General features: G+C 50.7%; 12 protein-coding genes and 1 pseudogene. 10 read left to right on the forward strand and 3 right to left on the reverse strand.

The window, feature by feature from the left end:
• The first annotated feature begins 201 nt into the window (after positions 1-201).
• From narU to A7589_RS02335, 6 genes are all read left to right on the forward strand, one after another.
• Positions 202-1,590 (forward strand): nitrate/nitrite transporter NarU, encoded by a 1,389-nt coding sequence (narU, locus tag A7589_RS02310; protein WP_108188703.1) that lies wholly within the window; start codon positions 202-204, stop codon positions 1,588-1,590.
• 93 nt (positions 1,591-1,683) lie between these two features.
• Positions 1,684-5,424: a nitrate reductase Z subunit alpha gene (narZ, locus tag A7589_RS02315; protein ID WP_108188704.1), complete on the forward strand. Its 3,741-nt coding sequence runs from the start codon at positions 1,684-1,686 to the stop codon at positions 5,422-5,424.
• A complete protein-coding gene (narH, locus tag A7589_RS02320; protein ID WP_000702538.1) occupies positions 5,421-6,965 on the forward strand; it encodes a nitrate reductase subunit beta in 1,545 nt (514 codons plus the stop codon). Before narZ ends, narH begins: the two co-directional genes overlap by 4 nt.
• Positions 6,965-7,660, forward strand: a complete 696-nt coding sequence (narW, locus tag A7589_RS02325; RefSeq protein ID WP_001166379.1) for a nitrate reductase molybdenum cofactor assembly chaperone — start codon at positions 6,965-6,967, stop codon at positions 7,658-7,660. Before narH ends, narW begins: the two co-directional genes overlap by 1 nt.
• Positions 7,657-8,337 carry a respiratory nitrate reductase subunit gamma gene (narI, locus tag A7589_RS02330; RefSeq protein ID WP_000617143.1) on the forward strand — a complete coding sequence of 227 codons (681 nt, stop codon included), beginning with the start codon at positions 7,657-7,659 and terminating at the stop codon, positions 8,335-8,337. The genes narW and narI overlap by 4 nt, the downstream gene beginning before the upstream one ends.
• A gap of 79 nt (positions 8,338-8,416) precedes the next feature.
• Complete coding sequence (locus tag A7589_RS02335; RefSeq protein ID WP_000804306.1) at positions 8,417-9,310, forward strand: PhzF family isomerase; 894 nt, start codon at positions 8,417-8,419, stop codon at positions 9,308-9,310.
• A gap of 124 nt (positions 9,311-9,434) precedes the next feature.
• On the opposite strand, the gene nhoA is transcribed toward A7589_RS02335, so the two are convergent.
• Complete coding sequence (gene nhoA / locus A7589_RS02340; RefSeq protein WP_000187936.1) at positions 9,435-10,280, reverse strand: N-hydroxyarylamine O-acetyltransferase; 846 nt, start codon at positions 10,278-10,280, stop codon at positions 9,435-9,437.
• 174 nt (positions 10,281-10,454) lie between these two features.
• Between nhoA and A7589_RS02345 the strand changes: the two genes are divergently transcribed.
• Positions 10,455-11,024 carry a flavin reductase family protein gene (locus A7589_RS02345; RefSeq protein ID WP_000077276.1) on the forward strand — a complete coding sequence of 190 codons (570 nt, stop codon included), beginning with the start codon at positions 10,455-10,457 and terminating at the stop codon, positions 11,022-11,024.
• 3 nt (positions 11,025-11,027) lie between these two features.
• Here A7589_RS02345 and pptA read toward each other — a convergent pair whose 3' ends face one another.
• Positions 11,028-11,255 (reverse strand): tautomerase PptA, encoded by a 228-nt coding sequence (pptA, locus tag A7589_RS02350; RefSeq protein ID WP_001120153.1) that lies wholly within the window; start codon positions 11,253-11,255, stop codon positions 11,028-11,030.
• Positions 11,256-11,566: 311 nt separating this feature from the next.
• Here pptA and A7589_RS02355 point away from each other — a divergent pair, with 311 nt between their 5' ends.
• Positions 11,567-13,543 (forward strand): alkyl/aryl-sulfatase, encoded by a 1,977-nt coding sequence (locus A7589_RS02355; protein ID WP_001176570.1) that lies wholly within the window; start codon positions 11,567-11,569, stop codon positions 13,541-13,543.
• Positions 13,544-13,648: 105 nt separating this feature from the next.
• Positions 13,649-14,698: a GGDEF domain-containing protein gene (locus A7589_RS02360; RefSeq protein ID WP_000236734.1), complete on the forward strand. Its 1,050-nt coding sequence runs from the start codon at positions 13,649-13,651 to the stop codon at positions 14,696-14,698.
• Here the strand turns inward: A7589_RS02360 and A7589_RS22720 are convergent.
• Positions 14,699-14,803, reverse strand: a pseudogene (locus tag A7589_RS22720) (thioredoxin domain-containing protein); the annotation flags it as partial.
• A 266-nt stretch (positions 14,804-15,069) separates the two neighbouring features.
• On the opposite strand from A7589_RS22720, the gene ansP reads away from it, so the two are divergent.
• On the forward strand, positions 15,070-16,563 hold the full coding sequence (gene ansP / locus A7589_RS02365) for an L-asparagine permease (protein WP_000033724.1): 1,494 nt from the start codon (positions 15,070-15,072) through the stop codon (positions 16,561-16,563).
• The last annotated feature ends 106 nt before the right edge of the window (positions 16,564-16,669 follow it).

Here is a 16,669-nt window from a genome sequence, read left to right on the forward strand (position 1 = left end):
TAAGTTGGAGTCATTACCTTTGTTACATTCAGTAACACATAACCCTTCAGATAATCCGCATTCTCGCCGCGCGGCTGCGCTTTCTTATCTATCCTTTCAGTCAGTATCTCACCTGATTCTCTTAATTCTAAAAGTGGGTCATCGCGCCCAACGTCCTGTCTTTCTTTTTTTCATTACCAACGTGTGCATGTGAGGAAGAATATGGCACTGCAAAATGAGAAAAGTAATCGTTATCTTTTGCGCGACTGGAAGCCAGAAAATCCGGCCTTCTGGGAAAATAAAGGAAAACATATAGCACGAAGAAATCTCTGGATATCAGTCAGTTGTTTACTTCTTGCATTCTGTGTCTGGATGTTATTTAGCGCAGTCACCGTTAATCTCAATAAAATTGGCTTTAATTTTACGACCGATCAGCTTTTTTTATTAACCGCATTACCCTCCGTTTCTGGCGCATTATTACGTGTCCCCTACTCCTTTATGGTGCCTATATTTGGTGGGCGTCGCTGGACTGTTTTTAGTACCGCGATCTTGATTATTCCCTGCGTCTGGCTCGGTATTGCCGTACAAAACACCCATACTCCTTTTGGAATATTTATTGTTATTGCCTTGCTGTGTGGTTTCGCTGGCGCGAACTTCGCTTCCAGTATGGGTAATATCAGTTTTTTCTTCCCGAAAGCAAAACAAGGTAGCGCATTAGGGATTAATGGTGGATTAGGCAATTTAGGTGTCAGCGTGATGCAACTGGTTGCGCCACTGGTGATTTTTGTTCCGGTATTTGCCTTTCTCGGTGTTAATGGCGTACCGCAGGCCGATGGCTCGGTGATGTCACTGGCGAACGCCGCATGGATTTGGGTGCCACTGCTGGCGATTGCCACTATCGCCGCCTGGTTTGGGATGAACGATATCGCCAGTTCACGCGCGTCAATTGCCGATCAGTTGCCTGTGTTACAACGCCTGCATCTCTGGTTGTTGAGTTTGCTCTATCTTGCCACCTTCGGTTCGTTTATCGGTTTTTCCGCTGGTTTTGCCATGCTGGCGAAAACTCAGTTCCCGGATGTGAATATTCTGCAACTGGCGTTCTTTGGGCCGTTTATCGGCGCGATTGCCCGGTCAGTTGGCGGTGCTATCTCCGATAAATTTGGTGGCGTGCGGGTGACGCTTATCAACTTTATTTTTATGGCGGTTTTCAGTGCCCTGTTGTTCCTCACTCTGCCTGGTACAGGTTCCGGCAATTTCATCGCATTTTTCGCCGTGTTTATGGGGTTGTTCCTGACAGCGGGTCTGGGTAGTGGCTCCACCTTCCAGATGATTGCCGTCATCTTCCGCCAGATAACCATTTATCGCGTCAAGATGAAAGGCGGCAGCGATGATGAAGCGCAGCGAGAAGCGATCACCGAAACGGCGGCAGCTCTGGGCTTTATCTCAGCCATTGGCGCAGTGGGCGGCTTTTTTATTCCGCAGGCGTTTGGCATGTCGCTGAATATGACCGGCTCTCCGGTGGGCGCGATGAAAGTGTTTTTAATCTTTTACATCATCTGTGTACTGCTGACCTGGCTGGTCTATGGTCGGCGAAAGTTTAGCCAAAAATAAGAGATCGATGCCTGACGCGTCGTGTCGCACCCGTAAGCCGGATAAGGCGTTTGGCATCAGATCCCAAATCATTCCTGGAGCAGGAGTCATGTCATGAGTAAACTTTTGGATCGCTTTCGCTACTTCAAACAAAAGGGCGAAACCTTTGCCGATGGTCACGGACAGGTGATGCATAGCAACCGCGACTGGGAGGACAGCTATCGCCAGCGTTGGCAATTCGACAAAATCGTGCGTTCCACCCACGGCGTTAACTGTACCGGCTCCTGTAGCTGGAAAATCTACGTTAAAAACGGCCTGGTGACCTGGGAAATTCAGCAGACCGACTACCCACGCACTCGCCCTGACCTGCCCAATCATGAACCACGCGGCTGCCCGCGTGGCGCAAGTTACTCCTGGTATCTCTACAGCGCCAACCGCCTGAAATACCCGCTAATTCGTAAACGGCTGATTGAACTGTGGCGCGAAGCACTTAAACAACACAGCGATCCGGTACTGGCGTGGGCATCGATTATGAATGACCCGCAAAAGTGCCTGAGCTACAAGCAGATACGCGGGCGCGGTGGCTTTATCCGCTCCAACTGGCAGGAACTGAATCAACTGATTGCCGCTGCTAACGTCTGGACCATCAAAACCTACGGCCCGGATCGCGTTGCCGGTTTCTCGCCGATCCCGGCGATGTCGATGGTCTCTTACGCCGCCGGAACGCGTTATTTATCACTACTTGGCGGCACCTGCTTAAGTTTCTATGACTGGTATTGTGACCTGCCGCCCGCCTCGCCGATGACCTGGGGCGAGCAAACCGACGTGCCGGAATCCGCCGACTGGTATAACTCCAGCTACATCATTGCCTGGGGTTCTAACGTACCGCAGACGCGCACGCCAGACGCCCACTTCTTTACCGAAGTACGTTACAAAGGCACCAAAACTATCGCCATTACCCCGGACTACTCGGAAGTAGCAAAACTGTGCGACCAGTGGCTGGCGCCAAAGCAAGGCACCGATAGCGCGCTGGCAATGGCGATGGGCCATGTGATCTTAAAAGAGTTCCACCTCGATAACCCCAGCGACTACTTTATCAACTACTGCCGCCGCTACAGCGATATGCCGATGCTGGTGATGCTGGAACCGCGCGACGATGGCAGCTACGTGCCTGGACGCATGATCCGCGCGTCTGACCTGGTGGATGGTCTGGGTGAAAGCAACAATCCGCAGTGGAAAACCGTGGCAGTTAATACCGCTGGGGAACTGGTGGTGCCGAACGGTTCGATTGGTTTTCGCTGGGGAGAAAAAGGCAAATGGAATCTGGAATCCATTGCCGCAGGTTCAGGAACAGAGTTGTCGTTAACCCTGCTCGGTCAACACGACGACGTTGCAGGCGTGGCTTTCCCCTACTTTGGCGGCATTGAAAACCCGCATTTTCGCAGCGTAAAACACGATCCGATTCTGGTACGCCAGCTTCCGGTGAAAAATCTGACGCTCGCCGATGGCAGTACCTGTCCGGTGGTCAGCGTTTATGATCTGGTGCTGGCGAATTACGGTCTCGATCGCGGGCTGGAAGATGAAAACAGCGCGAAAGATTACGCTGAAATCAAAGCCTACACGCCGGCCTGGGGCGAGCAAATTACCGGCGTGCCGCGTCAGTATATTGAAACCATCGCCCGTGAATTTGCCGATACTGCCCATAAAACCCACGGACGTTCGATGATTATCCTCGGTGCTGGTGTTAACCACTGGTATCACATGGATATGAACTACCGTGGGATGATCAATATGCTGATCTTCTGCGGTTGTGTCGGGCAAAGCGGTGGCGGCTGGGCGCACTATGTCGGTCAGGAAAAACTGCGTCCGCAAACCGGTTGGTTACCACTGGCCTTTGCGCTTGACTGGAACCGCCCACCGCGCCAGATGAACAGCACCTCATTTTTTTACAATCACTCAAGCCAGTGGCGCTATGAAAAAGTCACCGCTCAGGAATTGCTCTCACCGCTTGCCGATGCCAGTAAATACAGCGGTCATCTGATTGATTTCAACGTTCGCGCCGAACGCATGGGCTGGCTACCTTCTGCGCCGCAGTTGGGGCGTAATCCGCTCACGTTGAAAGCCGAAGCCGACAAGGCCGGATTGTCACCCGCCGAATTTACCGCTCAGGCGCTGAAATCGGGAGATTTACGTATGGCCTGCGAGCAGCCAGATAACGGCAGCAATCATCCACGTAACCTGTTTGTCTGGCGTTCTAACCTGCTTGGCTCCTCCGGCAAAGGCCATGAGTATATGCAGAAATATCTGCTGGGTACGGAAAGCGGTATTCAGGGGGAAGAACTTGGGCCGACGGAGGGAATTCAACCGGAAGAAGTTGAGTGGCAAACCGCCGCGATAGAGGGCAAGCTCGACCTGCTGGTGACGCTTGACTTCCGCATGTCCAGCACCTGTTTATTCTCCGATATCGTCCTGCCCACCGCGACCTGGTACGAAAAAGACGATATGAATACCTCGGATATGCATCCGTTTATTCATCCGCTTTCAGCGGCGGTCGATCCGGCGTGGGAGTCTCGCAGCGACTGGGAAATCTACAAAGGTATCGCCAAAGCATTCTCGCAAGTCTGCGTGGGGCATCTTGGCAAGGAAACGGATATTGTACTGCAACCGTTGTTACACGACTCTCCGGCAGAACTCTCCCAGCCGTGTGAAGTGCTCGACTGGCGCAAAGGCGAATGCGACCTGATCCCAGGTAAAACCGCGCCGAATATTGTGGCAGTGGAGCGCGACTACCCTGCCACCTATGAACGTTTTACCTCGCTGGGGCCGTTGATGGACAAACTTGGCAACGGCGGTAAAGGGATTTCGTGGAATACTCAGGATGAAATCGATTTCCTCGGCAAACTCAATTACACCAAACGTGATGGCCCGGCACAGGGGCGTCCGCTGATTGACACCGCCATTGATGCATCAGAAGTGATTCTGGCGCTGGCACCGGAAACCAACGGTCATGTGGCGGTAAAAGCCTGGCAGGCGCTGGGCGAGATCACCGGGCGCGAACATACTCATCTGGCGCTGCACAAAGAGGACGAGAAGATTCGCTTTCGCGATATTCAGGCGCAGCCGCGTAAAATCATCTCCAGCCCCACCTGGTCCGGTCTGGAAAGCGATCACGTCTCCTATAACGCGGGATACACCAACGTTCACGAGTTAATTCCGTGGCGCACGCTGTCGGGGCGCCAGCAGCTCTATCAGGATCATCCGTGGATGCGAGCCTTTGGTGAAAGCCTGGTGGCTTATCGTCCACCTATCGACACCCGTAGCGTCAGTGAAATGCGCCAGATCCCGCCAAACGGCTTCCCGGAAAAAGCACTTAACTTCCTGACGCCGCACCAGAAATGGGGCATTCATTCTACCTACAGTGAAAACCTGCTAATGCTGACGCTCTCGCGCGGCGGACCGATTGTCTGGATCAGCGAAACCGATGCCCGCGAACTGACCATTGTTGATAACGACTGGGTGGAAGTGTTTAACGCCAACGGTGCGTTGACGGCTCGAGCGGTGGTCAGCCAGCGCGTGCCGCCGGGCATGACCATGATGTATCACGCTCAGGAACGCATTATGAATATCCCCGGATCGGAAGTGACCGGAATGCGCGGCGGTATTCATAACTCAGTCACCCGCGTTTGCCCGAAGCCGACGCATATGATTGGCGGTTACGCGCAACTGGCCTGGGGCTTTAACTACTACGGCACCGTCGGCTCGAACCGCGATGAATTCATCATGATCCGCAAGATGAAGAACGTTAACTGGCTGGATGATGAAGGTCGCGATCAGGTACAGGAGGCGAAAAAATGAAAATACGTTCGCAAGTCGGCATGGTGCTTAACCTCGATAAATGTATCGGCTGCCATACCTGTTCGGTGACCTGTAAAAACGTCTGGACCGGTCGCGAAGGCATGGAGTACGCATGGTTTAACAACGTCGAAACCAAACCGGGCATTGGTTATCCGAAAAACTGGGAAGATCAGGAAGAGTGGCAAGGCGGCTGGGTCCGCGATGTGAATGGAAAGATACGCCCGCGTCTGGGCAGCAAGATGGGCGTAATAACCAAAATCTTCGCCAACCCGGTGATACCGCAGATTGACGACTACTACGAACCTTTCACCTTCGACTACGAACATTTGCATAGCGCGCCGGAAGGTAAACACATTCCCACCGCCCGCCCACGTTCGCTGATTGACGGCAAACGGATGGACAAAGTGATCTGGGGGCCAAACTGGGAAGAATTGCTGGGCGGCGAGTTTGAAAAACGCGCCCGCGACCGCAACTTCGAAGCCATGCAAAAGGAGATGTACGGTCAGTTTGAAAACACCTTCATGATGTACCTGCCGCGCCTGTGCGAACACTGTCTTAACCCTAGCTGCGTGGCGACCTGCCCCAGCGGCGCTATTTACAAACGCGAAGAAGACGGCATTGTGCTGATCGATCAGGATAAATGTCGTGGCTGGCGCTTGTGCATTAGCGGTTGTCCATACAAAAAAATCTACTTCAACTGGAAAAGCGGCAAGTCAGAAAAATGCATCTTCTGTTATCCGCGAATTGAGTCTGGTCAGCCAACGGTCTGCTCCGAAACCTGCGTGGGTCGCATTCGTTATCTTGGTGTACTGCTCTACGACGCCGACCGCATCGAGGAAGCGGCGAGCACCGAGCGCGAAGTTGATCTCTATGAACGCCAGTGCGAAGTGTTCCTCGATCCGCACGATCCATCAGTGATCGAAGAAGCCCTGAAACAAGGTATCCCGCAAAACGTGATTGAGGCAGCTCAGCGTTCGCCTGTTTACAAAATGGCGATGGACTGGAAACTGGCGCTACCACTGCACCCGGAATATCGCACCCTGCCGATGGTCTGGTACGTGCCGCCGCTGTCGCCGATTCAGTCTTACGCCGACGCGGGCGGACTGCCCAAAAGCGAAGGCGTGCTTCCCGCCATCGAAAGCCTGCGTATTCCGGTGCAATACCTCGCCAATATGTTGAGTGCGGGCGATACCGGCCCTGTACTGCGGGCGCTGAAACGGATGATGGCAATGCGCCACTATATGCGTTCGCAAACCGTAGAAGGCGTAACTGATACCCGCGCAATCGACGAAGTCGGGCTGAGCGTCGCCCAGGTGGAAGATATGTATCGCTATCTCGCTATCGCCAACTATGAAGATCGGTTTGTCATTCCGACCAGTCATCGGGAAATGGCGGGCGACGCCTTCGGTGAACGCAACGGCTGCGGCTTTACTTTTGGCGACGGTTGCCACGGCTCTGATACTAAATTCAACCTGTTCAACAGTAGCCGGATCGATGCTATCGACATTACCGAAGTACGCAATAAAGCGGAGGGGGAATAATGCAAATCCTCAAAGTGATCGGCTTGTTGATGGAGTACCCGGACGAGCTGCTATGGGAGAACAAAGACGACGCGCTGGCGCTGATTCGCCACGACGCGCCGATGCTCACCGATTTCACCTGCGATCTGCTTAATGCGCCGCTGCTGGATAAACAGGCTGAATGGTGTGAAGTGTTTGACCGTGGACGTACCACCTCGCTGCTGCTATTTGAACATGTTCATGCCGAGTCACGCGATCGCGGTCAGGCAATGGTGGATCTGCTGGCGGAGTATGAAAAAGTCGGCCTGCAACTAAATTGTCGCGAGCTACCTGATTATCTGCCTTTGTATCTGGAGTATTTAAGTGTGCTACCCGACAACCAGGCTAAAGAAGGTTTGCTCAACGTTGCGCCAATCCTCGCCCTGCTTGGCGGGCGCTTAAAACAACGCGAGGCGCCGTGGTATCCGTTGTTTGACGCCCTGCTGCATCTGGCGGGAAGTACACTCTCAAGTGACAGTGTCACAAAACAGATACGCAGCGAGGAGCGCGACGACACCCGTCAGGCACTGGATGCGGTGTGGGAAGAGGAACAGGTGAAGTTTATTGAAGATAACGCCACGGCGTGTGACAGCTCGCCGCTTAATCAATATCAGCGACGCTTTAGTCAGGATGTCGCACCGCAGTATGTGGACATCAGTGCGGGAGGTGAGAAATGATTCAGTATCTGAACGTCTTTTTTTACGATATCTACCCGTACTTGTGTGGCACGGTTTTTATCCTCGGAAGCTGGCTGCGCTACGATTACGGGCAGTACACCTGGCGTGCCTCCTCCAGCCAGATGCTGGATAAACGCAGGATGGTGCTGTGGTCGAACTTGTTCCATATCGGCATTCTGGGGATCTTCTTCGGTCATCTGTTCGGCATGTTAACGCCGCACTGGATGTATGCGTGGTTCCTTCCGGTGGCGGTAAAACAGCAGATGGCGATGGTTCTCGGCGGTATTTGCGGTGTATTAACGTTGATTGGCGGTGCGGGGTTGCTGGTGCGCCGTTTAACGAATCCGCGTATCAGGGCGACGTCTTCTGGTGCGGATATCCTGATCCTCGCTATTTTGTTAATTCAGTGCATTCTTGGGTTAACCACCATTCCCTTTTCAGCACAACATCCGGACGGCAGTGAAATGATGAAGCTGGTGGGATGGGCGCAAAGCATCGTCACTTTCCAGGGCGGCGCATCGACGCATCTTGATGGCGTAGCTTACATCTTCCGCGTTCATCTGGTGTTGGGAATGACCATCTTCCTGCTCTTCCCGTTCACCCGACTGGTGCATGTATGGAGCGCACCATTTGAGTACTTTACCCGCAGGTATCAGATTGTACGTTCGCGGCGATAATTCTCATGCTGGCCGGATAGCCTTTCGCTCTCCGGCCGATTGCAGGCTATGATAGTTCTCCAGCCACAGGAGAACGTTAATGAAACCGCAGATTTACCACGTCGATGCTTTTACCTCTCAACCGTTTCGCGGCAATTCTGCCGGTGTTGTTTTCCCTGCCGATAATCTTAGCGAAGCGCAAATGCAACTTATCGCCCGCGAGTTAGGCCATTCGGAAACGGCTTTTCTGCTGCACAGTGACGACAGCGATGTACGCATTCGCTACTTTACGCCAACGGTTGAAGTGCCGATTTGCGGTCACGCGACGGTAGCAGCGCACTATGTACGTTCAAAGGTATTGGGTTTGGGAAATTGCACCGTCTGGCAAACATCGCTGGCGGGAAAGCACCGTGTCACTATCGAAAAACAAAACGGGGATTATCGTATTTCTCTGGAGCAAGGCACGCCGGGCTTTGAACCGCCGCTGGAAGGTGAAGCTCGCGCGGCAATTATCAACGCGCTTCATCTCACTGAAGACGATATTTTGCCAGGCTTGCCAATTCAGGTGGCAACCACAGGACACTCAAAAGTGATGATTCCGCTGAAACCGGAAGTGGATATCGACGCCCTTTCGCCTGACCTTGCTGCGCTGACCGCTATCAGTAAACAGATTGGCTGCAATGGTTTTTTCCCCTTCCAGATCCGCTCAGGCAAAAATGAAACCGATGGTCGCATGTTCTCGCCTGCGATTGGTATTGTGGAAGATCCGGTGACCGGCAATGCCAATGGCCCGATGGGCGCATGGTTAGTGCATCACAACGTATTGCCCCACGATGGCAACGTGTTGCGTGTTAAAGGCCATCAGGGGCGAGCTCTGGGGCGTGACGGCGTGATTGATGTGACGGTGACTATTCGGGACAACCAACCGGAGAAAGTCACCATTTCTGGCACAGCGGTGATTTTGTTTCATGCCGAATGGGCCATTGATCTCTGAAACCGTTGCCGGCCCCAATTGCCTGATGCGCTTCGCTTATCAGGCCTACAAGGCGTATCGTAATTTATTGAATGTGTTGGCTAATTTAGGCCGGATAAGGCGTTTGCGCCGCATCCGGCACAAACTATTTCCCTGCCTCCGGATGCGTATCAAACGCCGCCATCACCAGTGCCAGTTCATCCACGGTAAACCCATGTTTCGCATCATCCACTCCCAGCCCAAATTGTTCCTGCATCACGGCATATAACGACGCCACATCTGGCAGATTCCGCTGATCCACCGCGTGCCCATTTTCATAATGGGTGAAATGGAAATTGGTCAGCGTCAGTTTGCCACCGTCCGGCAAATGGCGGCACATCAACAGATGATGGCGAAAATGCGACTGCGGCCAGTGCGCCGACCAGAAATTGCCCATCACATAATCACTTTGTTGCTGCTCGCAGAGATCAAAACGATACATCGACTGCCAGTGCTGATGATGATTAAACTGCAAAACCCAGTTATCACCCTCCTGCAACAACCGATACTCTCCGTGTGGCGTGGTTTGCGCGATATCCGGCACTAAACGGATTGGCGCGGTCAGCGTCTGACCACCAAAACCGACGTCGGCAATCCATTGTTCACCTTCCAGTTCCACTAACAACAGACGGTGCGTGCGCGGCGGTAACGATGCGGGGTTAGATAACACTACGCGACCTAACAAACTGCGAACGTTAAATCCCAGCTCGCGTAACACCCGCTCAAACACACCATTCTGCTCAAAACAGTAACCGCCACGTCGCGCAGTCACCAGTTTCTCTTCCAGCGATTGATCATCAAGCTGGATTTCTCTCGGCAGCAAAACGTCGAGATTTTCAAATGGAATAGTGCAATTGTGTTTCAGGTGTAATGCTCTTAGCGTATCGATATTGACCGCAGCAGCACCCGTCCAGCGAATACGGGCAAAATAGTGATTCAGAATGGGCGTCATCAGGCGTTTCCCTTAGTGGTTTTCTCAACTTATAACCTGGAATAGATGCCACACCGGCTATTTTGTGCGATCGCGGACAAGCATCACGTTCGCAAATCGCCAATCCCGTTAATTTCGTTACTTATTGCGTTACGAGCTACGCTTTTAAAACAACCTTCTTAGCGAGGCGATACCGTGAGCCAGTTTATTCCCGTTGAGTTGCATCATGCCAGCCGTCTGTTAAACCACGGACCTACCGTCTTGATCACCAGTTTCGATGAGCAATCCCAGCGACGTAACATTATGGCTGCGGCCTGGTCGATGCCCGTAGAGTTCGAACCACCACGCGTGGCCATTGTGGTTGATAAATCGACATGGTCACGGGAGTTGATTGAACGTAGTGGCATGTTTGGCATTGTGATCCCAGGAGTCGCAGCAACTAACTGGACGTGGGCAGTGGGCAGCATTTCTGGGCGTGATGAAGATAAGTTTAACTGTTATGGCATTCCGGTTGTGAAAGGCCCGGTACTTGGCTTGCCGGTGGTCGAAGAGAAATGTCTGGCATGGATGGAGTGCCGCTTGCTTCCCGCGACTTCTGCGCAAGAAAAATACGACACGTTGTTTGGCGAAGTGGTATCAGCAGCGGCAGACGCTCGTGTTTTTGTCGAAGGCCGCTGGCAATTTGATGACGATAAACTCAATACGCTACATCATTTAGGCGCTGGCACCTTTGTTACCAGCGGCAAGCGTGTTACGGCAGGTTAAGCATTACATGCTGTAACCGGGTTTCTTTATCAACGTCTCCATTTGGGGCGCGATCTCGGCGTCCCAGACCGCTTGCCATGATTCCGGTTGTATCTGTTGTAGTGCAATGCTTATCGAACTCTCTTTACTGTTCAGATGGCGAATAATGACGTCGGTAATCTCCGCCGCCAGTGCCGTTTTTTGTTGTTCATCCAGTTCACGGGGAAAACATTTAATGTCTATGTGTGGCATTGTTGTGCTCCTTTTTAAAGACTGCCAGCAAAATTAGCACAAGCCGAAAACGTCATGTGTTATTTGATGCGAAATGATGTGCGATATATACGCCGTCACTTTAATAACGTACATATACTATTAGCTTCCGCGCCAATACGCACCCGTCCTGTAACATACAGAATCTATTCTTTATTTCTTATCATATTAAGAAAATTCACGACGTCCAACTTGCTGATTTATTAATGCCAATTATAGTTATTCTTGCCCTCAATCATAATTTTCACTCGTAATATCCTTTCTTTTATAAAGTCTTTCTGGAGACACTTGCGATGCAGCTTAACCATATTGCTAAAAGTCTGCTAGTCATGGGATTATTCACAACAAGTTCACTTCCTCTCATCGCAGCAGAAGCGCCAAAAGAGGCCTCCGCTGCCACCCAACAAGCGAATAACGCACTTTATAGTCAATTGCCGTTTTCCGATAACAGCGATTTTGCTGATGCTCATAAAGGTTTTATTGCTCCTTTACCTCAGGAAGTGATTAAGGGTGAACAAGGGAATGTTATCTGGAACCCACAGCAATATTCTTTTATCAAAGAAGGCGATAAAGCACCTGATACTGTCAATCCAAGTTTATGGCGTCAGGCGCAACTGATAAATATCAGCGGCTTATTTGAAGTGACTGAAGGCGTCTATCAGATTCGCAATCTCGATTTATCAAATATGACCATCATTGAAGGTAAAGAAGGTATTACCGTTGTTGATCCACTGGTTTCAGCAGAAACAGCTAAAGTTGGCATGGATCTTTATTATAAAAATCGCGGTCAAAAACCAGTGGTGGCGGTTATCTACACGCACAGTCATGTCGATCACTACGGCGGCGTTCGCGGTGTGGTTGATGAAGCTGACGTTAAATCAGGAAAAACAAAAATTTATGCGCCAGCCGGATTTTTAGAAGAGGCTGTTTCAGAAAATATTATGGCTGGCAATGTAATGAGCCGACGAGCCAGTTATATGTACGGTAACTTGTTGAAACCTGATGCTAAAGGTCAGGTCGGCGCTGGGCTGGGAACAACTACCTCAGCCGGAACGGTTACATTGATTGTCCCCACCAACTACATCACCAAAACCGGACAAAAAGAGACTATCGACGGGCTGACCTATGATTTTCTGATGGCGCCCGGTTCCGAAGCACCTTCCGAAATGCTGTGGTTTATTGAAGAAAAGAAACTGATCGAAACCGCAGAAGATGTCACGCACACCCTCCACAACACCTATTCGCTGCGTGGTGCCAAAATTCGTCAACCTCTTCCGTGGTCTAAATACATCAACGAAGCACTCAATCTGTGGGGCGATAAAGCGGAGATTATTCTCGCCCAGCATCACTGGCCAACCTGGGGTAACGATAACGTTGTCAAACTGCTAAAAAGCCAACGCGATTTGTACCGTTATATCAACGATCAAACGCTACGCATGGCGAATCAGGGGCTGACTCGTGATGAAATTGCCGCAAACTTCAAATTGCCCTCTTCGCTTGCTAACACCTGGGCGAATCGCGGTTATTACGGTTCAGTGAGCCATGATGTGAAAGCAACTTATGTACTTTATCTCGGCTGGTTTGATGGTAATCCTGCGACTCTCGATGAACTGCCACCAGAAGACGCCGCTAAAAAATTCGTGGAATATATGGGCGGTGCTGATGCCATTTTACAAAAAGCCAAACAGGATTATGACCAGGGAAATTTCCGCTGGGTTGCCCAGGTTGTCAGTAAGGTGGTGTTTGCCGATCCAAACAACCAGGCAGCAAGGAATCTGGAAGCCGATGCGCTTGAACAGTTAGGCTACCAGGCCGAATCCGGGCCATGGCGTAACTTCTATCTCACTGGCGCACAGGAATTACGCAATGGTGTGCAAAAACTGCCTACGCCAAATACAGCCAGTCCTGACACCGTTCGTGCCATGACGCCGGAAATGTTCTTTGATTATCTTGCTGTGCATATAAATGGCGAGAAAGCGGCAGACGCTAAAGCAGTATTGAATTTTGATTTCGGTGAAGATGGCGGCACTTATAAAGTGGAACTGGAAAACGGTGTGCTCAATCACACTGCTGATACGCAAGCCTCTGACGCCGAAGCGACTATCACCCTCTCCCGCGATGTCTTGAATAAAATTATCCTGAAGGAAGAGACATTAAAAGAAGCCACGGATAAGGGCGAAGTAAAAATCACTGGAAATGCGGAAAAACTCAACGAACTGTTAGGGTATATGGATAACTTTGAATTCTGGTTCAATATTGTAACGCCATAATTTTCGTGTAAGTCGGGCAGGTTCCCTGCCTTTTTTGGGTTATAAACAAAAATGAATTCTGACAAAAGAAAACACCCTCATTATTCATGGAAAAACCGCCAGGATATGGTTATTCGCGGTATGGCGATTAGCCTGCCGTGGTTTGCGTTGATTAACATCAGTTTTGCATCGTTGGTTTTGCTTCGAGGGGTTTTGTTTAATGAAGGCACGACTCCATGGTTTAATGAGAAAAATCTTGTACACACTATTGATATTTCATCATTAGGTATTTTGCTAATCAGTGGTCTTTTATTAGTTAGCCCACGCAACAAAGTACAGTATATTCAGCAGTTATTGGTCATACTAAGCCTACTATGGTCATGGTGTTGTTTTTATTTTATTGCACACTGGACGCTACCTTTTGCATATCCACTGTGTGTATTACTAATGCTTAGTGCCGTTGTTGCGCTATATTTCCACACCCCATCACTCCTCGCATTTGTCATTCCATTATGGTTTACCATCCCGATAGCCAGTCTTGTGCTCAATCAGCATGTGAATATCCATTTTGCTGTTATCTGGAGCATTTTTTCACTGGCTCTCTATGGCGGACGGTTTATTTTGTTGCGTTGGTTTGAAGAAGCATGGCAACAAAATAAGAACAACAACCAGTTGATTCATCGCCTCGATGCATTAGCTCATCGCGATCCTTTAACTGGAGTGGCAAACCGACGAGCGTTGGATAGTATTTTACGCGATGCCGTAGAACAAAAGACGTCGTTCGTTTTAATTATGCTAGATGTCGATTTTTTTAAACGCTACAACGACACTTATGGGCACCCTGCTGGCGATCGTTGTCTGATACAAGTTGCCAACGCACTGCAACGCGCAATTCGCCAGCCCGAAGATGTAGTTACGCGTTATGGTGGCGAAGAGTTTGCCATTATTCTTTTCAATGCGGGCTTGCAGGAAGCCGAAGCGATAGCAGCCAGAGTTAAGCAAGAACTTAAACTGGCAGCGATTGCGCATCAGACATCTTCCGTGAGTGAAGTTGTTACGGTTAGTCAGGGGATTACCTGTTCTACCCCCGCAAAAACGACTGAACAAATAGTTGCTGATGCCGATGCCGCGTTATATCGAGCGAAAGAAAATGGGCGAAATCGGTGGGCTAAATAACTCTATTCCGCTGACATCAACAAACTTATAGGGAATATCAGCCAGAGTCAGTATCAGTTCACTGATGGTGGAACCCCATCCTGGTACGCCATAAACCTTAATCATATCTCCCCCGTACAGCGTTAAAGCTTAAGTGTAGGTCAGTAAACAGGGCAACCCGGACTAAGATTTGTCATTTTTTCAGCAATCCTTTTAATCCCCACTCAACTTGTAAGGGGATATTTTGCATCGTTTATCGATAACAGGTAGGATGCTGCGCCGATAGTTTTATACCCATAAAGAATAATGGTGATAACTGTCATCGCCAGGATGAATAAACATTGTTCATGGCGACTTATAAGACTTTTTCAACGAAGCAATCAGGGAGAGCAATGAGTAAACACGACACCGACACTTCAGATCAACACGCCGCGAAACGCCGCTGGCTTAATGCCCACGAAGAGGGTTATCACAAAGCGATGGGCAATCGTCAGGTGCAGATGATCGCCATTGGCGGCGCAATTGGGACTGGTTTGTTTTTAGGCGCAGGTGCCCGACTGCAAATGGCCGGCCCGGCACTGGCACTGGTTTATTTAATCTGCGGCCTGTTTTCGTTTTTTATTTTGCGTGCGTTGGGTGAGTTGGTATTACATCGCCCTTCCAGTGGTAGTTTTGTCTCTTATGCCCGTGAGTTTTTGGGTGAGAAAGCCGCTTATGTTGCCGGCTGGATGTACTTCATCAACTGGGCGATGACGGGGATTGTCGATATCACCGCCGTCGCACTGTATATGCATTACTGGGGCGCGTTTGGCGGCGTGCCGCAATGGGTATTTGCGCTCGCTGCGCTGACCATCGTTGGCACCATGAATATGATTGGTGTGAAATGGTTCGCAGAGATGGAGTTCTGGTTTGCGCTGATTAAAGTGCTCGCCATTGTGACCTTTTTGGTCGTGGGTACAGTGTTCCTCGGTAGCGGTCAGCCGCTGGATGGCAACACCACTGGCTTTCATTTAATTACCGATAATGGTGGTTTTTTCCCGCACGGTTTGCTGCCTGCGCTGGTGTTAATTCAGGGCGTGGTATTCGCTTTTGCCTCCATTGAAATGGTCGGAACTGCAGCCGGAGAATGTAAAGATCCGCAGACTATGGTGCCAAAAGCAATTAACAGCGTGATTTGGCGTATTGGCCTGTTTTATGTCGGTTCTGTCGTGTTGCTGGTCATGTTACTGCCGTGGAGCGCCTATCAGGCCGGTCAAAGTCCTTTTGTGACCTTCTTCTCTAAACTCGGTGTGCCTTATATTGGCAGCATCATGAATATTGTGGTGCTGACCGCCGCGCTCTCCAGTCTGAACTCTGGCCTTTACTGCACCGGGCGTATTCTGCGTTCGATGGCGATGGGCGGATCTGCGCCGGGTTTTATGGCGAAGATGAGTCGCCAGCATGTGCCGTATGCCGGGATTCTGGCGACGCTGGTTGTGTATGTCGTCGGCGTATTCCTCAATTATCTGGTGCCGTCGCGCGTATTTGAGATTGTCCTGAACTTCGCATCACTGGGAATTATTGCCTCGTGGGCGTTTATCATTGTTTGTCAGATGCGCCTGCGTAAAGCCATCAAAGAAGGTAAAGCAGCGGATGTCAGTTTTAAACTGCCTGGTGCGCCCTTCACGTCCTGGCTGACATTACTGTTTTTACTGAGTGTGCTGGTGCTGATGGCATTCGATTACCCGAACGGGACTTACACCATCGCGGCGCTGCCGATTATCGGTATTCTGCTGGTTGTGGGTTGGTTTGGTGTACGCAAACGCGTTGCCGAAATTCACAGCACTGCGCCGGTAGTCGAAGAAGAAAAACAGGAAATTGTGTTTAAACCTGAGACGGCGGGTTAATTGCAAAATGTGCCCGGCTACGAGCCGGGCATATTCATATTGCTGACGAGGTGCTCCGCTTGCCGAATGCAGCGCTTGCGCCGCATCCGGCCTACGAAAGACAAAC

Origin of the sequence: Escherichia sp. MOD1-EC6475 (assembly GCF_003046645.1) — a bacterium.
Lineage (GTDB): Bacteria > Pseudomonadota > Gammaproteobacteria > Enterobacterales > Enterobacteriaceae > Escherichia > Escherichia ruysiae.